The following is a 19,430-nucleotide window of genomic DNA, read 5'->3' on the forward strand; positions in this document are numbered from 1 at the left end:
AACCGTTCACAAGAAACACGGCTAGAGCGAAAAATGCAGCAGCTTGAGCGCTTTTTCGGCATCGGTATCGGGAAAATCACCACTAGCAGGCAATCTTTCAACAAAGTTTGCCTGCGGGCAATAGGCATCAAACTGTTGGCGTAAAAAACTAACTTCTAATTCCGGCGCATTCAAACACGCCAACACATCCCCACCCGGCACCAACAACTCCGGCAACCGGCGCAGTAGCTTCGCATAATCTTTTTCTGCCACAAAACTGCCGCGCTGAAAGGACGGAGGGTCGAGAATCACAATATCGTAGGGGCCCGATTTTTTGATGCGGCCCCAAGACTTCAGTATATTTTCGGCCAGAAATGACACGCCGCGCAGCGGCAAATTATTCAACCTATGATTTTTACGGCCACGGTTAAGCGCGCTACTACTCATATCGACATTAAGCACAAAAGCGGCGCCCGCAGCCTCAGCAACCACCGAAAATGCGCAGGTGAAGGCAAATAAATTTAACACGCGCTTACCGGCGCAGCGCCGCTCTAACCACAAACGCCCCGGCTCCATATCGAGAAAAAAGCCAACATTTTGCCGATCGCCCAAGCTCAGTTCAAATTTGAGGCCCTGGCGCTGGGCGTAACAACTTTCTGGTAATTCACCACGCACAACTTGCGTTGGCGTGTCGTGTAGGTAGCGGTGCTGAAGTAAAACGCTTGCAATATTGTCCCCTTTCGCGCTTGCGGCTAGAACCAAAAGCAGATTATTGAGCCAATCTTGCGCTGGCTCTTTAAACAAGGTCACCAATAAAACCGGTGCGTACCAATCCACCGTTACCATATTAAGATCTGGATATAAATTGCCCCGGCCGTGAAACACACGGTAGCTATCTGTAAATGAACACGTCGACGAATCTTTCGATGGTTTTGGCGCACTTAACTTATCTGTCAGCAGACTAAGCTTTTCACGTAAAGGTTCAAACATCTTGCGCCCCATAACCCAAGGGATAGAGCACAGAGTCGCGATAACCGGTGATCACGGGAATATAGCCTTGCCACTGTGCATCTAACTCTGGATCATTACTATCGATCAACAAAGGCCGGCCCGCCAAGGCTTCGAGTTTTGTTTTGGTCGCCACAACGATCACATTATCCCTACCAATTTTTTTCAACAATGCCGGTGATAGCTGCTGATTGCCGCGGCCAATGATGTGCCCTTGGCCGCCAATGGCCGTGATGATTAATTTAACTGGGCCAGCATGGGATAATATCGCTTCTTGTAGCGCTTTCGCCCCGAGATCCTTAGCCATTAACTGCTTATCGAGCACTATATCCACGCCCAACAAACTTGCCTCCAAGCCCAGCGCCTCGGTAATCGCAAAGGTCGTAGAACCCGGTGCGAATAGATACAGGGTGTCGGCTTCCATAGCCTCTATGACGTCGGCAGCTATGTCGTCGAGCACTAAGGCTTCGACTTCTCGCCCACCCTGCTTTACCGCTTGCACATAGCGCGGCTCCGAGGGCACCAATAGCTCACCAAAATATTTCGATTGCACCTGGCCTTGGCGAAACAGCGCCTCGTCAATATCGCGCACTTCACACAAAGCTAAGGAAACCAATTCACCGCGATTAAGCTGGATAATAACTTGCGCTGCAGCCTCGGGTGCAATGGCATAAACCCCCGAATGCATTTTCACCCCACTCGGCAAACCCAACACCGCTTGGCTCGAACCAACGGCCTCGAAAATATTGCGGGCTGTGCCATCGCCACCCACAAAAAGAATCAGATCGACACCTAGCTCATGTAACCTCATGGCCGCCGCGATCGTATCTGCTGCCGTTGAAGGCGTTGACGACGGCTGGCCAACCACCACTGGGGTTAAGCCAGCAGAAATGGCAGCATCTTGCCCCAACTCCCCGGCAAAACAAAAAATCTCAATGGGTAAACCTTGGAGTAGTTGTAAGGTTCGTTTAGCACGGGCCGGCGCGCGAAACTCTGCCCCCCGCTCAAACGCGGCTTCAACTGTCGCGCTGCCATCACTGCCTTTTAAACCAACTGAACCACCAAGGCCTGCATAGCTGTTGACAATGAGCCCTAATCTAAATTTTCGGTTCAATATCAGCGGAAATTGAGATTGCATCAATACCTACTTTCTATCTGAATAATTAATGACTGGCGCTTAAGCCGGAATGCTTGAGAGCTATAGGTTGATATCGCGAGCATTATAAAAAGGAGAAGCCTAAGGTTTCTAAACAGCGAATAGCCGCCGGGTCTGCGGGCTTAACAATCGGCTGCGAAAAACGAAACTCCCGGCGTTCGGGATAATGTCGACGCAATACATCAAAGCCACGTTCAATCTCTTCTTTACCCTGAGCTTTGGCAACCATGGCACGTAAACGTTGATCATCGCCGGCGATATTGTAACTTTGCAAAATCGCTTCTCGCACTTGCTGCCAAGCGTCCGATGACATTGGCAGGGGCATGAGCTGATTGGATACAGCCGCGCCCAACTCAGCTTCGCTTGGCACAGTGCCGCCCCAAAAGTGAGCCAGCGCCTCGGCGATCATACGCGTACCGGTGACCTTGCCATCCCAAGAGTAACCGGCAATATGCGGTGTTCCAATTATCACTTGCGCCAACAGCGCTGGGCAAACCCATGGTTCGTGCGCCCACACGTCCAACACAAGCTTTACATCGGGGCGTAGCTTTTTCACGGTCAGTAGAGCTTCATTGTCAACCACAGCACCGCGCCCCGCGCTGATCAATAATGCCCCAGGTTTCAACTGCATCAACTCAGCTTCAGCAATCACATGATGAGTTGGAAACTCGCCGACGCGGGTTAAAGGTGCATGAATACAAATAACATCACGCGTTAGTACTTGGCTTAAACTGCCCATGTTGGGAAAGGCCTGTTGGTCAATCAGCGGATCGTAAGCCATGACATCAGCGCCTAAGCTGGACAAGGCCCGATATACGCTGCCACCCACATTGCCACAACCAATAATACCGAAACTGAGATTTTGCCAATCCACCTCGGCATAGGCCAAGGCCGCTATAACATACTCCACCACCGAATTTGCATTGCAACCTGGAGCACTGGAAAAGCCGAGGCCCTGGCTTACTAGCCATTGCTGATCAACGTGATCAGTACCAATAGTGCAGGTACCCACAAACTCAACTTGACTGGCAGACAACAGCGAGGCATCTACCTTAGTCACAGAGCGAACGATTAACGCCTTGGCATCACCGATATCCCGCGCTGATAAATTGCGACCAGCAAAGCGTTGCACCCGTCCTAAAGGGCCAAAATACAACTCCGCCTCAGGGATATTTTCATCGACAAGGATTAGGGGTTTCATCGCGTGACAGCTTCCAGACGTTAGTTAACAATAATGTTGATCAAGCGGCTCATTCAGACCCTAGCTTATGAGCGCGCATTAATTTTTTGTTCAAATTTTTAATTCCCAGCTGCTCAAACAGCGCTTGCGCCAAGTCAATATCCATAGGTTTGAGCTCTAACGCCGTAGCGCTAGCCACCAAGGGGATATCGCAAACAATCTTGGCTAAACGTTGTGCCAGTGAAATTTGCTCAGCATATGCGCTTATTTTCGCAGCGAGTTGCTTTGCGCCTCGAACATTCACACACGCCAACTCAATCGGGTTTAACTGCCAATAGCTGAGTGCTCGGCCATTGGCTAACAGAGTTGCGGCGGTTTTTTTGCCAACCCCAGGCACACCGGGAATATCATCGCTGGCATCGCCAACAAGCGCGAGATAATCAACCAACTGTTCGGGCCAGACGCCAAATTTTTCAGCAACATCGGGTCGAAAGCCTCGAATATTCGCGGCATAATCCCAAAGGTAGTCTTGCTCGCGAAGCAATAATTGACTGAGGTCCTTATCCCGGCTGAGTATTGCCACCGGCTCAAGATCGGCATGCAAGCTGGTTAACAAAGACCCGATCAAATCATCTGCTTCATATTCGGTGCTAGAAAAGATCGAAAAGCCAAGTGCTGCCGCCACCTCTTGGCACATCAATAATTGAAAGCCCAGAGCTTCATCGGGTAGCGCACGACTGGACTTATATTCCGGGTAAATTCTATGCCTAAAGCCCGTTTCCAAACTTTCATCGAAACAAACGGCCACATGGCTAGGCTGGCCAATGCGTAGATCTAATAAAAAGTTAGTAAAGCCATAAACCGCTTCGGTATCGTAGCCACTTTTGCTTTGCCAATTCGGCGGTAGGGAGAAATAAGCTCTGAAGATGTAGATAGACGCATCCACTAACCATCGCCGAGAGAACGGCTTAGAATTATTTGTTATATTCATGAAAGTTATAGTGTGCAGCTGTTACCGCAGAGTAAGAGGCTGAACACCTCTCCCGCTAGAGTGTTAAAACCGAGTCAAATATCCACCAGAGCGCTCGAATTTTAACCTAATATTCTCCGAACTCTGCTTGCTTAGACAAAGTTGGAATATTGAGAGTATGGCGCAAACTTCCCCTCTTGTGTACCCGCCCGATAGGATTTAACGTATGGGCAGATATAAGGTGCTTTGCAACGTTCTACTGACTCGGTTTCAGTAGCCCATATCGCGCCCGAAGGGCTTATTGTCTCAGGAGGTCATTTTATGCGTTCCTCATCTGACCAGAGCAACCACAACGTTTTCGACTTCTTCACTGGCAAACGCCTCGACGATGCGCGGCGCGAACGCTTTATCCGTATATCCCCAGAACTCGATGGCCTCGAAATACTCTATGCCAACGATTCCGATAGCAATAAATTATTTAGTTTGAAAATCCTCTGCTGGGCACTGCGAGAAAACGGCGAAGTTGTCGGGCTAGTCCCCTGGCTTAACAATATTGTCGCCTGCCCCGAAATTAACGACCCCCTGAACGGCAAATTCGAAGGTTACTATGACCCAGGTTTGGAGGAGATTTTCCATCACGCCCCCATTCATAAAATTGTAGAGTTAGAATCGGCGGCAGAGTATTACGAAAGTAGCGCCGACAGCCCCGATGCCATAGTGCAAGAAATACCCGATACCATCGGTACCCACGCGGTATTATCTAAGCGCGGTTCACACAGCCTCACCCTGTCAGAGGTAGTGAGCTGGCGTCTACATTTTGACGGCAGTATCAGCGGTATGTTGGTCGACCCGGAGCAAGTTGCCAGCACCCCAGTATTACCCGGCGACAGCTGTTTATTTGCCGCCGACACCTGCGATAGCTTTCGCTATTATTTTCAACACCAAATTGCCAATAAAATTAAATCCCAAGACCCTGAAGCCATGGCCGCAATATCGGCGTTGGTTGACGAAGGCAGTTAACTCGCCTTCGCTAGGAGATAGCAATATTTTCCATCGTGCTCACCGCTGGCGATGAGCAGATGGCTAAGGAACTGGCAAAATTTAGGAATGTCCCTCACTGTGGAGGGATCTGTTGCTAGCACCAGAATCTTGTCGCCCGGTGCGGCATCTCGCACCACATTGTGTAACAACATGACGGGCTCTGGGCAAAACAGCCCGCTCGCATCAAGCGTATGCTTTGCCTGCGCCTGTAATTCAGCCCAATCTAGCTCTGACATAAATAATTCCCTGAAATCAATTCTCATTAATCGTTAGATCTTGATATATCTTAGCAATCGCCGTTAAATTGACGACTTTGCTATTGCTGAGAAATATTTACCATGATTCATGTATTAATTGAACGCTTAATCGCACACGACATGCCGGAAACCTATGAGTTGGCTGCACGAAGTACCTTACATCAAGCGTTTCAAGCGCAGGGTTTTATCCGCGGTGAAACCTTCACCGACATTGAAAACCCCTTGCGCCGCTTCGTCATGTGTAAATTTCGCACCTTGCGCGACTGGCAAACTTGGGCCGAAAGCGACGCGCGTCGCGATATGATGAACCATATCAACCCCACCTTGGCCGAGCCAGAAAAAGTCACACTACTGGAAAACTAACAGGCCAAAATCTCGCCGGCACGACTTAATGCGATACTCTTCGCGCAATCACTGTTATCTCTTCGCGATCGTGATAGAGCTGCCGCGCGCGTATCGCAACCGGCGTGGCCGCGGCTTCGCACTCAGATTCAATACGCAACAATAATTTTTGCACTTCTTGGTAGCGCTGCTTCATCGGTAGCTTCAAATTAAATATGGCCTTGTGGCAGTTACCTTGCACGAACCAGCGCACAATCATCGCCGCCACGCGCGCCGGCTTATCGACGATATCACACACCAACCAATCCACTGGCTTTCGAGGCTCGAACTGAAAGCCGTCGACCTGATGGTGGGTTACCTGGCCTGTTTCCATCAGTTCATGTTGCATAGGGCCGTTGTCCACCGCCTCCACGAACATACCGCGCTGCACCAACAGCCAAGTCCATCCACCGGGGGCAGCACCTAAATCCACGGCTTTCATACTGCCTTGCAATTCCTTATCCCAATTATCGCGAGGAATAAATTGGTGCCACGCCTCCTCAAGTTTTAAGGTGGCGCGGCTGGGTGACTCCTTAGGTAATTTCAACCGCGGTATGCCCATAGACCAGGGTGATCTATTCGTTTTAGGACTAACCCCTAAATAAGCCGATCCGGTTGAGGTAAACAGTAAATGCAGGCAGTATTTCCCCTTGCGCTGAATCATATTTTTCTTTTCAAGCGCGCGCGCAAGCGGCGTCGAAAACTTTTTTGCCAAACCGGAAAGCTCTTTGCCTTCATTGGTATCAACAGTTTCGACCAACCACTCGCTACACAAAGGCAATTCACGTGTTGCAGCTAAAATTGGCGTGAGACGATCCTCGACTGGCAGCTGAGTTAACTCACCCCGTGTAACGAACCACTGCCGAGTAAAAATCAGCCGGTCAAAGGCCAAACTATCAATAAGCTGCAAAGCGCCTTCGGGTTCGTTGGTCACAAAAATCACACAGGCGCTATGAGCCTTCGCTTTGGCGTAGCCAAATATGCCTAATTCGCTTGCCTGCTCAGAAATCTCTGCAGCGCACTCACCTTCAAATCCACCGCGACAATGTAAAAACAAATGATTCATTCTAAATCTCTATTGGATTAAGGCTTTAATGGGCGATCAAATCTGAGGTGAAATTGGCGATAAGCTGGGCCGCTCGTTGCATGTGGTCGATATGGCTAAGGCCGGATTTCACTCGGGGCTTCAAATCGTGATCGCCATCCGCCAGCCAGTGCAGCACAACACTTTCAGGCAATGCTAAGGCCTCGAATTCAGCTCTATTTCCCAGTAAATCTCTATCGCCCTGAACGACTAGCAGTGGACACCTGCGCACCAGCAGCGGCTCAAGCCTGAGCTTCTCTGGCTTGCCCGCAGGGTGAAGCGGGTAACCTAAGGCAATAACAGCGCGAACCTCGGGCAAGTCTAACATGGCCGCGACGCGGCCTCCCATTGACTTGCCGGCAACAAACAAAGGTAAGTGATCAAAGGCTGACCAGGCCCGCACCTGTTGCGCTAAGAATTCTAATAATTGCGGCATGGGGTTAGGCGGACGGCGCTTACCGGTTTGCCGGCGCTCGGCCATATAGGGGAACTCAATACGCACCACATCCAGACTGTAGCCACACAACAGTTCAGTCATGGTATTCATAAACGCGCTGTCCATGGGCGCGCCGGCCCCGTGGCAAAAAAGCACACGTGCCACTGGTTGTTTAGGGCTATTGCGCAACGCGCCCGTAGGTACTTTATTCGACATCAACCAACCACACATAAAAAGAGGGGCATTATAGCCCCTCTTCCCTCACCAACCCCAACATATCTAGTCTACGGCCTGCACCTGCCTTTGCAGCTCCTCGTACTGTTGCCGGGTGAGGATATTGGCCTGCTCGTCTGCTAGGTTATACACAATCAAAACCTCTCGCCGCTGCAATTGAGACTTCACTTGGCTGACCTTTTGGGCAAGATTCATCTCCTCCTGACCATAGTCTGTGCCGTCGCGGGTGACAAACTCCTCGATTAAGCCTTGCAATGCGTCTGCTGGTAGTTGATCAACAGGGATGACGATCATAGATTACTCAGGCTTACGAAAGCGCAAGGTCATGCGATCGCTCTCGCCAATCGCGAGGTACTTATCTTTATCTTCGTCCTGCAGAGCCAAGGATGGCGGCAAAGTCCAAACACCTTTAGGGTGATTGGCCGTATCCTTGGCATTGGCGTTCACCTCACTTTTAGCGTCCAAGACAAAGCCGGCTTTTTCAGCCAGACGAATCACTTCAGCCTCGGTCACATAACCCGACACTTTCATGGCTTCGAGCGTAGTGCCCGCTTTCGCGCGATGCTCTACCACACCTAAAACGCCGCCTTTAGCTAACATGGCGTAAAAGTCGACAAACGCCTGCTCGCCGCTGCCGGCCTTTATCCAATTATGCACATTACGAAATGTTAGCACCTTGTCTGCGCCGCCCAAGGGGCCTGCAGCCGCTGGGTTGCCAGGGATAAATTCTGTCACCTTGACCTTGTCATAAACGCTAGGCTCGGCGGCCAACTTCTCCAAAAAGGCCTGCCTGGAACGCTGGTAGTAAGGGACGTCTGTTTGCGCAGGAAAATGCGCCGCGTAAAGTTCACCATTTTGATACAAGGCCGGCGCCAAAATTTCCGTGTACCAACCGCCACCTGGCGAAATTTCGATCACCTTATCCGTCGGTTTGAAACCAAAAAACGCAAGGGTTTCAGCTGGATGACGCGCTTCATCACGCGCACTGGATGCCTCGCTGCGATGTTCGCCCGCAATAGCAGCCTGTATTGACTCGGCCGAGCCAAACATAGGCAAAGTAGCCAATAGGATAACCGAACCCATTTTAATAATCCGAGACAGCATGGTATTCCCTCTTTATTTAATAAATGACGTTATGAGAATCGTCGACTAGTTAAACCGACTCACTCCAACAAGTCAAAGCCCTGAAATGTAACACAGCTTAGGTTACACTCGATCTATCTACTGTAGGAGCCCATTATGAAGCAGCACTTAATCGTCACTATTATTGCCAAAGACAAACCAGGCATCATCGAAACCCTGGCTCAGGTTGTCAGCGCCCACGATGGTAACTGGGAAGAAAGTCGCATGGTAAACCTGTGTGGCAAATTCAGTGGCCTAGTACTTGTGACCGTAGACGACGAAAACTTAGAAGACCTTAAGGCTGACTTAGCCGCTCTTACCGCTAAGGGCATCCGAACCTTAGTCGATGTCGCCGACACTGAAGAAGAGCCTCAGAGTTATAAAGAAATTCGTTTTAATCTCATTGGTAACGACAGGCCCGGTATCGTTAAGGAAGTGGCTCAAGCGCTAAGTGCTCGAAATATAAATGTCGAAGAATTGGCAACAGATTTTAGCAGTATGCCTTGGTCTGGCGAACCTTTATTCGAAGCCAATGGTATTTTACAAATTCCCATGGACAGTGACGTGGACGAGCTTGCCGAAAAGCTCGATCAAATTGCCGATGAGCTGGCCGTCGATATCGAACTAGAAATTCCAACGCCCACCACTACCCACTGATGGCAAACAAAATGAACGGCTAATCACAGCCGTTCACGCCAAAATATGATGCGATCATGGCCGCGGTAGCTGGCAAAGTTAATATTGAACTGCGGGTGTGACACATCGCCATAATTCCCGTCGCCATTCCAGTCAAACCGTAAATAGGGATAATTGGCAAGGTTAATTTGCACCGGAAAAGTCACTATTGCATTGGTCGCGCCGTAAAAGCGACCCGCGTAGCCTGCACAAAAGCCCACGCCGGTGGCCGTCATGCAAGTCTGCACCCCTAGCGGATCAGCAAAACTAAAGCTTGAGGTTACGCCGCCCAAGGTCACCGCAACAGATTGCGCCGCCGCATTGATAGCAGTTGTAGCGCCAACAAAATTTATTTGACTGAACGCCAACTCGGTACAACTATCGCTGCCATTGCGCACAAACTGGGTGCCATCGAAATACTCAGCTTGCCAAAACATAGGAATATTAGTGGACTCCGGACCAAAAGCATCCTTGGCATACAATCGGCCAAATAACTGCCGTGTTTGCCCCAGCAACCCATGATCACCTAAGCTATCGCCGTCAACATCTAAATCTAAACTCGCACTACTGAGGCCAACACCATCCGCATCCGTAACCGCGATACCCAATTCAAGATTGTTTAAGGGGCCGTCTGGGGAGCTGTTTGCCTGCCGCATAAACGTAATTGGGTCAACCACCACAGTACCCACGCCATTTACCCAAGAAATGGCATTTGTCGCGCCGGCAACGCGGCTGGATAGATCAACACCTAAACTCTTAGCGGCATAATCAAAACTGCCCAAACCAGTACCTAACTTGGCAAATGTGCCCTGATAGTTTTGCGTTGTTTGCGGGCTTGCTAATCCATTCTGCGCCGTCAGGCGATAGCTCAGATCAAAAGGCTGCTCCATATAGGTAAAACTCGAGCAGGCTTCGTTAACCGAGACGGGCGTTAATGAAAAGGAGGCGGGCGTGAAACGGCCAACGTAGGTAGAACCTAAAATTTTTGCGGTGCGCGCAGCCGAGGCGCCAAGATAACTTGTACCCAACAGGCGTGCATTTAACTCAATGGCCCCGACCTCGGGATAATAAATATTACCGCTTTGTATTGCGCCATTACTAAAACCCGCCACAACTCGGCCATCACCACTGGACTCGCCGTTACCTAAACCCGGGTCATTGCCACCTGAGGGCGCAACCAATACGGCGCTTAGCAAGCTACCTTCACTTGGCGACTCTTGACCAAAGCGAATCGCTGCAGGATTATTTGCCAGGTTGGCGCCGGTCGAAGCATCGCCGTCGGCGTGGCCGTCAGGCATACCGTCGCCATTGTTATCGTCAGCGGCTTGCCATAACACAGCGCGCAGATCTGCCACAAAGTTTTGACCGGCTGCTCCGAATACTGCGCCCGTCGCGGTAACGCCCTTAGGATTTCCCGGAACACTAACATCAAAACCAAATGGCCTGACGATAACCGTGCCACTATCACCAAGAATCGGTTGATCTGAAAAGCCACTGCTATCGTCTTTAAAGTAAATGGTGTATCTACCAACATCCGTCGTCGCTAGGCTGAAGGTCGAAGCGCCGCTGACAAAAGGATAAGTCACATTCGCTGCGCCGGGTTCAGTTAGGGGTAAGGTCACAGCGTTGATATTGGGCGCTGCACCGCTGGGGTCTTGCGCGTGCCGCACCAACCATGTTTTTATACTGCTGGCAGCATAATTCGACGCCACTGCGCAATCGCCGGTTGTGGAATCACGCCGATACATCTGAACGCGGAAGCCGTGATCTCTACCTGCCACAACATCGTCGTTAAGTGAATCATTAAAACTAACCACAAACGCATTGGCCGAAAACGTTAAATTACTGCTGAGCGAAAAAGTACCCGAATTAGGAAAAGTTTCCGTGACTCTAACCCTGAGCGTTTGCGCGTGCTGATTACTTAAATTCAGTTGTACCTGCCCCGCATCACTCGCGTTAAAAGTAAAACTCGCCTGACCACTATCATTAGCTCCCGCGACAAATCGCGGCGCTACAGAGCCATTCACCACGCTCCAATCGCCATGGTTCGTGGTGGTTTGGATATTTACCGTACCTGTATAGCCGGTGAAAACATTATTATTGGAATCGCGGGCCGTAATAGTCACTTGCTTAGGCGAACACACACTTGCGCTGCCGCCACCCACATCAATGTCAAAACTGCCTAAGGTTGGTGTATTTTGACAAGGATGGGTTCTGTTCATGAGGCCGACAACTTGTAAAGCAGTCAGCTTTTCCCGAAACAGATTCACCTCATCTATACGCCCAACAAAGTTTCGACTATCAAAATTCCAATCCGTACCAATGAGTAAGGGGTCGCCATTGGTAGTCATATTGCCATTGTAATTGGTTGCCGCGCGCTCAACGCCGTTAATATATATTTTCTGTTCGCCTAGCTGATAGGTAATGACGACATGGTGCCAAGTATTGAGCGCCAAATTCAATCCACTTGTAGCTAAAGAACGCGAACCGCCACCCCACCACCAAAATATATTGCCACTACTATTTAGGTGAAATTCAAAGTTTTCATCTTTAGAGACAATAGTGTGTAAACCGCCACCAGATGGCAGAGCCGTTGGATAAATCCAAACTCCTACCGTCAAGCTAGTCGGCAAATCCAAAGCATTGCGGTCTTCAATGCGCAGGTGACCACTCGAGGCGCCGTTAAAAATACCATAGCGGCAACTGCCGGGGTCGCCTGAAATTGCCGGCGTCGTATTTGAAGATCCGGGGTAACTACCACCGTAGCTTATTGCCCGCCCGTTAAAGCCACTGGGACTACTATCAATCACTTCATTTGCAGCACCAGCCCAGGTTGTGGCTTCTAGTCGATACTCAGCAAGCGCTGTTGGCAACGTCGCCGTGTTAGTACAAAAAGTTCCGAAGTCAGTGAGCGCTAGTTTATTTAGGTTGTAAGTAACAAAGCTTGAACTGCCCATGCTGATATTACGCCTTGCCGTGATACCACCGAATATTTGCGCCTGATTATTCAGGGAGACATCTCGGTTTGCATAAATAAAAGCATAAACCGTCGACGAGGAAACCAAAGTAACATTTTCTTCACTGTATAAAAAAATGTGACGGCTTAAACTGTTAACACCAATCGATGATTGATTAGCCACACTTATAGTATCTTTAGCCCATATTCTCGCGCTACCATCGGAACTCAATCGAACGGCGCTCAGGTAGCCTGTGCTTACCGTGCCGCTAAAAGTATAATCACCGGGCGACAATAACAAAGTAGATTCGGAGTTCATCAATAAATTACCGTAGGCGCCCGGCGCCAAACTCAGGGTCTGCTGGTAATTTAGGGTAACATTAGACCCGCTAGGTATCGACTTGGGATTACCCGCCGGTACAACATTGTTTGACTTGGTACAAATAACCCCATTACAGCTCAAGTTGTTATAGTTCGGCACAGATAGAGTTCGGGTATCGAGAATATTGTCCGGTGAATTATAAATAGTAGATCCATTGCCAAGCGTAATACCCCCACTATCATTACTGTTCGAAGCGGCATCGGGAAAAATGGACTCACAGGTCTGCGCATCAACTCGCCAAGAAAAGCTCAGCAATAAAATTGATAAAAAAAACAATAATTTTTTCATTTCATGAAGGCCGATAGTTCAACGGTGCGCTGCGCAAAAATAGGCGCATTACCACACGCTGCAGCGCTGGTTATGCGGTAGTAACTAATAGTATTGCTGCTATCGACATCAATAACACATTGAAGTTGCGTGCTACAATTTTTTAGGCCAACCACATCGAAGCTCACGCCTTGACCCGCTAGCGCAGTGCAATTAGCATCCACGGACGCGCGCGATATAGCACCCGAGGTGTTATAAAATAATCTATTCATTCCCCACTGAGCGCCGGTATCTGCCGCGTAAAAGGCTTGAATGGAAATCATAGTTTGTGTCGCACTAGAGTTAGTTTGCGACGTTGTTCTTGCCATACCCAAGGCGAAACCTGCCATGCTAACGATGATAAAAATCGCCAATGGCATTAAAAATCCAGCCTGCCGCTTTAATCCATAAAGCTTGTATCTAGAATTAAGGGACATTGCGCACCTGCACCTGATGCTGAATATTCATAGTCTCACCCTGCCGGCTCAAAGCGAACTGAATAGCGACGAGGGTATTTCGCGATTCGGTGGCGGGAGATAAGGAAAATACCGGCGCTATTGCGCTTACATCATCGCTCATCACTGCGCTATCGCCCATCGGAGCGCTATCGCCAAGTGTGCCCGTATCCAAACCATAATTACTGTAATGCAGCATTTGCCCTGCACTGACGCAAAACCGTTCAGGCGAGTCCATCACGTAAGCTCGGCTATTAATGGAATTGCGCAGAAAAGTATGCGGCTGCGAAAGATTTATTTGGCTGATGGGCGCCCCTGCGAGACTAGCAATGGTGGCACGTGACGCGATAGCAGAGGTCGTATAAATTTCGCTAGCATGCATAGCCCCAACAGCTAGATGTACACCCGCACCTAGCGAAAGCTCAAAAGCTGATACCAGAATACTTGAAGTTGCTGCGGCGCCATTAGAAGAATCAGGTAAAATGCCTTCGTAGTTAGCGCCGCCCGTTAGCTGCATAAACTCAATGCAGTTTCCACTCGCGCTAACTCGCAAAGAATAAGGTAAGGCAATACGGAGCTGGCGCGAGATGCGTTCAACCACCGCCCGGCTTCTCTCCACTAGTTTATTGCGTTCCGCCGCCTGATTGTAGGCCGTTATAGATGTAACAACAAAGCTGCTACCCATGGCAGCAATAATGCCAAAAACCACCAGCACCACAACAAGCTCAATGAGTGTAAAACCTTTACTCATTAGAAATTCACCTTATAGCTGGCCAGCTGTATAGTCTCGCCATTCGGCATGGCAACTGCCACGGTAATTCTTCTCGCCTGGTCAGCCGCCAAACCTAAATCTGCACCGGCATTAACTACGCTCGTGGTCAACGTATAACCAGTAAGTGGCGATTCAACTTGACCATCAAAGTCACCCACATCGTCATATACACCATTGGGTGAAATACCCGCGCAGGCAACGCTACCCGGCTCTGCCGATCCACAGGCAGGCACGCCACCGGTGGGACTAGCGGCATCGAATTTACGCGCCAAGATCTCATCCATTTTGGCTTGTGCTAATTCGATGGCTGATATCTGAACAATGGGGTTCACCGAGTGGTACATCGAACTATTAAATACCGATAAAATGCCCACCAGCGATACACTCACTACAACAATAAATACAATCAACTCAATTAATGAGGCACCTAATTGATAGGGTTGCGGCCCTGCCCTATTCATCGCGCATACCCGGCTGCCGAAACATTTACCACTGCAGTATCACTGCCGCTGGTCAGTGTAATTGCGGAACTAGTGGTTTCGCCCAAACGATTAAAGGAAAAACTAGCACTGGAGACCGCGACCTCTAAAATCAGGGGGTAGGTTACCGATCCAAATGAAGCAGGATTACCGGCAACCAAAACATTAATCGTATTTCCTGAAGTCAAAACCGAGACGCTCTCCGTTTGATCCATGGCCTTCTGCTGGGCAAACTGTAAGGCGGCTAGGATATCGTCGCGGGAGGTTTGCAATTTTCGGCTATTCTCATCGGCAAAGCGCCCGATAAAACCCGCGCTCAATATACCAATTAAAATCATCACCGCGACCAACTCAATCAACGTAAACGCCAATTGAAAACGGCGCTTAAAAGCGCCGTCATTCCTTAACACTGAATCCAAACGCATATATCAATCAACGACGTGAATATTTACAATGACAGTATTGCTGCCAGCAACGGTGCTAATGGTGCAAGAATCGGTTGTTACTGGATCAGAAACCGCAGCAAGAGTCTTAGTTTCTATCGTGTAAGAAGTAGTATCTACCGCTGTTTGCAACAGACCAGTTATAGCCGCCGTACAAGTAGCTCCAGCAGTAACAAATTGCTTAGCCGTTGTACTCAATCCAGCCTGGTCGGTGTAATAAGCCGCCAAATTAATCGCCGACGAGCTCTCAATTCCGCCTTTCAGGCCATTTAATGCCGCGACAGCCGCCTCATCTTGCAAATTGATAAATCTTGGCACAGCGGTTGCCGCCAAAATGCCTAAAATAACGATGACTGCAATTAACTCGATTAGAGTAAAACCCGATTGCATTTTGTTCATGGACGCTCTCCAAAATTTCACTGATTGTCATTGGCACACGGGGCCAACTGATTCCAACACCTAAGGCTATCGGCCTTCCCAGCCCTATTGCACTCAATTCACGCAAGTTTAATAAGCATAGCGTAAGTTACAGCACATTCCATATAACTTAAGAGTTTACATTAACAAGGGCCGCTAACCAATTAGCGAGCCTATAGTTCACTCCAATTTTTGACCGGTCACCACATCAACACTACCGTTGATCACACTATAGTCGAAGTAATGCAGCAGATTGCTTGGCGACAGCATTTCAAAGCGGCAAACAGACCCGTCCACAACGCTGACACTGAGCGTGCCGTCTGGCCTTAACCCTGCGCTATCCTTAATGCGAATATCGCCGGCATTTTGCATGATTAAATCCCACACTTGCTTACAACCCAGCGCCGATAAAGGGCGCCCATGTAAGCTCTTCTGGCTGTGGGTTGGCCAGCCGAACTTATTCACAAATAGTGGCATGGTATCGATAACGACCGCGCCATCAGCCTGATCAGACGCCTGTACAACATTCACACCTTTAACCAACCAGCTCCAATGCACCTGCGCAACAACGGCGGTAAATGCCCTAGCCTGGGTTAACAACGCGACCCTGCGACTGTCATCCATGATTTGGCCATAATATTTTACCCCTGCCGCCGCCAGAACGCCGACGATAGTAACCACCAAAATCATTTCAAATAAGCCAAACCGGCCGGATAAATTAACACTCATCCTTTTTGCACACTGTACATTTCCCACATGGGGAGAAAAATACCTAAGGCCAAAATCAACACAAAACCAGCCATTACAACTATCAATAGCGGCTCTATGCGATCGCCAACTTTCTTTAAGTCGTAATCGACTTCGCGCTCATAGTAAGACGCAACCTCAGCAAGTAACTGATCGACCTGCCCGCTCTCTTCGCCCACCGATATCATTTGCATTACCAAAGGCGAGAATAGCCCGCTGGCATTGTGCGTTCTGGTAAGCGAATCGCCGCGCTCAATCCCCGATCGGATGGCCTTAATTTTTTCTCCAATATAGGGGTTATCGACCGCCCGTGAACACAACTCGATCGCTTGAACAATGGGCACACCGGACTGCAGCATCAAGGCAAAGGCACGACAATAACGTGCAATCGTCGCCCGCTCTAAAATATCACCCACCACCGGCAACTTAAAACTCCACTTACCCCAGTTTTTTGCGCCTTCCGGAGTCTTGAAGTATTGCCGAATACCGACGGCCAACAGGATTGAACACACCAGCAGATAGGGCCAGTAGAGAACGAAAAAGTCCGACACGCCAACTAATATACGCGTCGGCAAAGGTAGCTGTGCCGAGAACTTCGCAAACATGTTTGCAAAGGCGGGAATCACCCAAATGTTGATTACCACCATTGCCACGGCCAGCGCCAGCAAAACAAAGCTTGGGTAACGCAACGCCGACTTCACCGACTTACTGGTTTCTAGGTCTCGCTCTAAATAGAAACTCAACTGATCAAATACTTCCTCAAGTCGACCGCTGGTTTCTCCCACCACAATCATGGCTAGAAAAAGTGAATCGAAAATATCGCCGTGATGACGCATGGCCGCCGACAACTCAACCCCAGATTCCAACCGCGTGACAATATCCTCCAGCGCGCGCTTAAAATGGCGGTGACTCATAGATTTAGACAAACCCTGCACACCCTTAATTAAAGGGATGCCGGCTTTAGTAATGGTATACATTTGCCGGCAGAACATGATCAAATCTGCCGGCTCGACACGTTTGCTCGCAAGAAAGTCATCTATCGTCTCTTGCCAATCCTCCGTCTGAGATGACGCGTGAATCTCTATTGGTGTTAAACCGCGATTAAGCAGAGCCGTAGCCACCGAATCAACAGAAACGCCCTCGAGATTGCCCGTAACCTTGTTGCCCTCGGCATCGCGCCCAATGAACCGGAAAGCTGTCATTGTGCCTCCAGCACAATGTCTGCTACTTCATCTTCAACTTGAGCCGAGACCCGCATAACTTCTTCCAACGTGGTAATGCCTTGCATGGCAAACTCTAGCGCGCTATACATCAACGGCTGGAAAGTCGGATTTTTGTGCACAACATCGTTAAAGGCGCGAACGTTGTTGTCCCTGAGCGCATCTGCCATGGCGTGATTAACCTCGAGCAACTCAAACACACCTATGCGCCCACGGTAGCCGGTATTGAAACAATGTGGGCACCCGGAACCCCTGCGCAGGTTACTACCTTCGAGGCCAAATCGCTTTTTACCAAGCGCAATTAATTGCCGCTCATTAGCGTTGGGCTCATAGGCCTGGCTGCAGCTTTCGCACACTTTCCGAACTAGTCGCTGCGCCACAATAGCTTTTAAAGACGCGGCCACTAAATAAGGATCGACACCCATATCTATCAAACGCAACGCCGAAGTGACCGCATCGTTGGTATGCAAGGTAGATAAAACCAAATGCCCGGTCATCGCTGCACGCAAACCAATTTCCGCCGAACCACTATCTCGAATTTCGCCAACCAAAAGTATATCCGGATCTTGACGCAAAGTTGCCCGCAATACCTTCTCAAAGTTCAAGCCAATTTTTTCATGTACTTGAACTTGCTGTACTCTTGGGAGCCGATATTCCACTGGGTCTTCTACGGTAATGATTTTCTTATCGGGGGTATTTAACTCCGACAAAGCACCGTACAAGGTAGTGGTTTTACCGCTACCCGTTGGGCCGGTAACCAATATCAAACCATTGGGTCTTTGAATCAACTCGCGAAACTTAACAAGTAGATCTGCGGGAAGACCAACTTCGTCTAGGGAACGTACGCCGTCGGTATGATCCAGCAACCGCATAACCACCGACTCGCCAAATTGAACCGGCATAGTTGACAAACGAACATCTATGTTGCGCCGCTTTACGCGCAAGTTAAACCGGCCATCTTGAGGCAAGCGCTTTTCAGAAATATTTAAACTCGACATTAATTTCAAACGAACCACGAGTGCTGCAGCAATACGGCGCTCATTCATCACCTGCTCGCTTAGCACACCATCAATGCGCAAGCGAATACGCAACACCGCTTCGTCTGGCTCAATGTGAATATCCGACGCTTTAGCGTTAATTGCGTCTTCAAAAATCCTTTGCAACAATTTAACAACCGGCGCATCCTCTTGACCTGCATCGGTAATAACATCGGCGAGATCAACAGCAGTATCTTCTAATTCGGTATCCAACTCCTCGGCAAGGGACGCTATTTCCTGCTTATGGCTATAGGCGATATCGAGCACATCCAGCAATTCAGACTCTCGCACAACCGCTGGATGTAGAGGCTTATTAAAGACTTTTTGCAATTCATCAATGGAAAAAATATCGGTCGGATCTGCCATTCCCAACAAAATACCGTCGGCACTTTCCTTTAGCGGCATTACCCGATAACGTCGCGCCTGGGTTTCTGGGAGTGTCTGTATTAAATCGCGATCGAAGCGGAACTGCTTTAATTCCACGAAGGGGATTTTTAGCTGAGTAGATAATAAGGTTAGCATTGCGTTTTCATCCACGTAACCTAAGTCGACCAGCGTTCGACCGAGCTTTCTACCCGAGAGTTTTTGTTCTTTAAGCGCTTGCTCCAATTGAGCTTCGCTAATCATTTGATTGCTAACTAAAAGGTCGCCAATTCTGATTCTTTGCCTTGGTTCGCTCACAACAGTCTCCGC

21 protein-coding genes are annotated in these 19,430 nt (G+C 49.3%); 3 read left to right on the forward strand and 18 right to left on the reverse strand.

Annotation, left to right across the window (positions count from 1 at the left end; all coding sequences use genetic code 11):
* Positions 1-21: 21 nt before the first annotated feature.
* The 4 genes from QWY82_RS15300 to QWY82_RS15315 form a co-directional block, all read right to left on the reverse strand.
* The gene (locus tag QWY82_RS15300; protein ID WP_290264099.1) at positions 22-969 is read right to left on the reverse strand and encodes a class I SAM-dependent methyltransferase; all 948 of its coding nucleotides are present in this window, start codon (positions 967-969) and stop codon (positions 22-24) included.
* A complete protein-coding gene (locus QWY82_RS15305) occupies positions 962-2,125 on the reverse strand; it encodes an ATP-NAD kinase family protein (RefSeq protein ID WP_290264101.1) in 1,164 nt (387 codons plus the stop codon). Before QWY82_RS15305 ends, QWY82_RS15300 begins: the two co-directional genes overlap by 8 nt.
* Positions 2,126-2,207: 82 nt before the next feature.
* Positions 2,208-3,344: a 4-phosphoerythronate dehydrogenase gene (locus tag QWY82_RS15310; protein WP_290264102.1), complete on the reverse strand. Its 1,137-nt coding sequence runs from the start codon at positions 3,342-3,344 to the stop codon at positions 2,208-2,210.
* A gap of 49 nt (positions 3,345-3,393) precedes the next feature.
* Positions 3,394-4,269: a 5'-3' exonuclease gene (locus QWY82_RS15315; protein WP_290264104.1), complete on the reverse strand. Its 876-nt coding sequence runs from the start codon at positions 4,267-4,269 to the stop codon at positions 3,394-3,396.
* Positions 4,270-4,614: 345 nt separating this feature from the next.
* On the opposite strand from QWY82_RS15315, the gene QWY82_RS15320 reads away from it, so the two are divergent.
* Entirely contained in the window at positions 4,615-5,313 is a 699-nt protein-coding gene (locus tag QWY82_RS15320) for a hypothetical protein (protein WP_290264106.1), read from the forward strand.
* On the opposite strand, the gene tusA is transcribed toward QWY82_RS15320, so the two are convergent.
* Positions 5,310-5,570, reverse strand: a complete 261-nt coding sequence (gene tusA, locus QWY82_RS15325) for a sulfurtransferase TusA (RefSeq protein WP_290264108.1) — start codon at positions 5,568-5,570, stop codon at positions 5,310-5,312. The genes QWY82_RS15320 and tusA overlap by 4 nt on opposite strands.
* Before the next feature lie 102 nt (positions 5,571-5,672).
* On the opposite strand from tusA, the gene QWY82_RS15330 reads away from it, so the two are divergent.
* Positions 5,673-5,954: an antibiotic biosynthesis monooxygenase family protein gene (locus QWY82_RS15330; protein WP_290264110.1), complete on the forward strand. Its 282-nt coding sequence runs from the start codon at positions 5,673-5,675 to the stop codon at positions 5,952-5,954.
* A 25-nt stretch (positions 5,955-5,979) separates the two neighbouring features.
* Here the strand turns inward: QWY82_RS15330 and rlmM are convergent, their stop codons facing one another.
* The 4 genes from rlmM to QWY82_RS15350 are packed head-to-tail and all read right to left on the reverse strand — an operon-like array spanning position 5,980 to position 8,830.
* The gene (gene rlmM, locus QWY82_RS15335; RefSeq protein WP_290264112.1) at positions 5,980-7,038 is read right to left on the reverse strand and encodes a 23S rRNA (cytidine(2498)-2'-O)-methyltransferase RlmM; all 1,059 of its coding nucleotides are present in this window, start codon (positions 7,036-7,038) and stop codon (positions 5,980-5,982) included.
* 25 nt (positions 7,039-7,063) lie between these two features.
* Entirely contained in the window at positions 7,064-7,723 is a 660-nt protein-coding gene (locus QWY82_RS15340) for an alpha/beta family hydrolase (RefSeq protein ID WP_353958712.1), read from the reverse strand.
* A 48-nt stretch (positions 7,724-7,771) separates the two neighbouring features.
* Positions 7,772-8,020: a YheU family protein gene (locus QWY82_RS15345; protein WP_290264116.1), complete on the reverse strand. Its 249-nt coding sequence runs from the start codon at positions 8,018-8,020 to the stop codon at positions 7,772-7,774.
* 3 nt (positions 8,021-8,023) lie between these two features.
* Entirely contained in the window at positions 8,024-8,830 is an 807-nt protein-coding gene (locus QWY82_RS15350; RefSeq protein WP_290264119.1) for a class I SAM-dependent methyltransferase, read from the reverse strand.
* A gap of 135 nt (positions 8,831-8,965) precedes the next feature.
* Here QWY82_RS15350 and QWY82_RS15355 point away from each other — a divergent pair, with 135 nt between their 5' ends.
* Complete coding sequence (locus tag QWY82_RS15355) at positions 8,966-9,505, forward strand: glycine cleavage system transcriptional repressor (RefSeq protein WP_290264122.1); 540 nt, start codon at positions 8,966-8,968, stop codon at positions 9,503-9,505.
* Positions 9,506-9,528: 23 nt separating this feature from the next.
* Here the strand turns inward: QWY82_RS15355 and QWY82_RS15360 are convergent, their stop codons facing one another.
* The 9 genes from QWY82_RS15360 to QWY82_RS15400 all read right to left on the reverse strand — a co-directional run bounded on the left by QWY82_RS15360 (position 9,529) and on the right by QWY82_RS15400 (position 19,418).
* A complete protein-coding gene (locus QWY82_RS15360) occupies positions 9,529-13,149 on the reverse strand; it encodes a LamG domain-containing protein (protein WP_290264124.1) in 3,621 nt (1,206 codons plus the stop codon).
* Entirely contained in the window at positions 13,146-13,547 is a 402-nt protein-coding gene (locus QWY82_RS15365; protein ID WP_290264127.1) for a hypothetical protein, read from the reverse strand. The genes QWY82_RS15360 and QWY82_RS15365 overlap by 4 nt, the downstream gene beginning before the upstream one ends.
* 46 nt (positions 13,548-13,593) lie before the next feature.
* Positions 13,594-14,373, reverse strand: coding sequence for a PulJ/GspJ family protein (locus QWY82_RS15370; RefSeq protein ID WP_290264129.1), 780 nt, complete (start codon positions 14,371-14,373; stop codon positions 13,594-13,596).
* Entirely contained in the window at positions 14,373-14,855 is a 483-nt protein-coding gene (locus tag QWY82_RS15375; RefSeq protein ID WP_290264131.1) for a type IV pilus modification PilV family protein, read from the reverse strand. The genes QWY82_RS15370 and QWY82_RS15375 overlap by 1 nt, the downstream gene beginning before the upstream one ends.
* Positions 14,852-15,298 (reverse strand): pilus assembly FimT family protein, encoded by a 447-nt coding sequence (locus QWY82_RS15380; RefSeq protein ID WP_290264133.1) that lies wholly within the window; start codon positions 15,296-15,298, stop codon positions 14,852-14,854. The genes QWY82_RS15375 and QWY82_RS15380 overlap by 4 nt, the downstream gene beginning before the upstream one ends.
* 3 nt (positions 15,299-15,301) lie before the next feature.
* Positions 15,302-15,715, reverse strand: coding sequence for a type II secretion system protein (locus tag QWY82_RS15385; protein WP_290264134.1), 414 nt, complete (start codon positions 15,713-15,715; stop codon positions 15,302-15,304).
* 198 nt (positions 15,716-15,913) lie between these two features.
* A complete protein-coding gene (locus QWY82_RS15390) occupies positions 15,914-16,462 on the reverse strand; it encodes a type II secretion system protein (RefSeq protein WP_290264136.1) in 549 nt (182 codons plus the stop codon).
* Positions 16,459-17,682 carry a type II secretion system F family protein gene (locus QWY82_RS15395; RefSeq protein WP_290264138.1) on the reverse strand — a complete coding sequence of 408 codons (1,224 nt, stop codon included), beginning with the start codon at positions 17,680-17,682 and terminating at the stop codon, positions 16,459-16,461. The genes QWY82_RS15390 and QWY82_RS15395 overlap by 4 nt, the downstream gene beginning before the upstream one ends.
* Complete coding sequence (locus tag QWY82_RS15400) at positions 17,679-19,418, reverse strand: GspE/PulE family protein (protein WP_290264139.1); 1,740 nt, start codon at positions 19,416-19,418, stop codon at positions 17,679-17,681. The genes QWY82_RS15395 and QWY82_RS15400 overlap by 4 nt, the downstream gene beginning before the upstream one ends.
* Positions 19,419-19,430: the final 12 nt, after the last annotated feature.

The sequence above is a fragment of the Simiduia curdlanivorans genome, assembly GCF_030409605.1.
GTDB lineage: Bacteria > Pseudomonadota > Gammaproteobacteria > Pseudomonadales > Cellvibrionaceae > Simiduia > Simiduia curdlanivorans.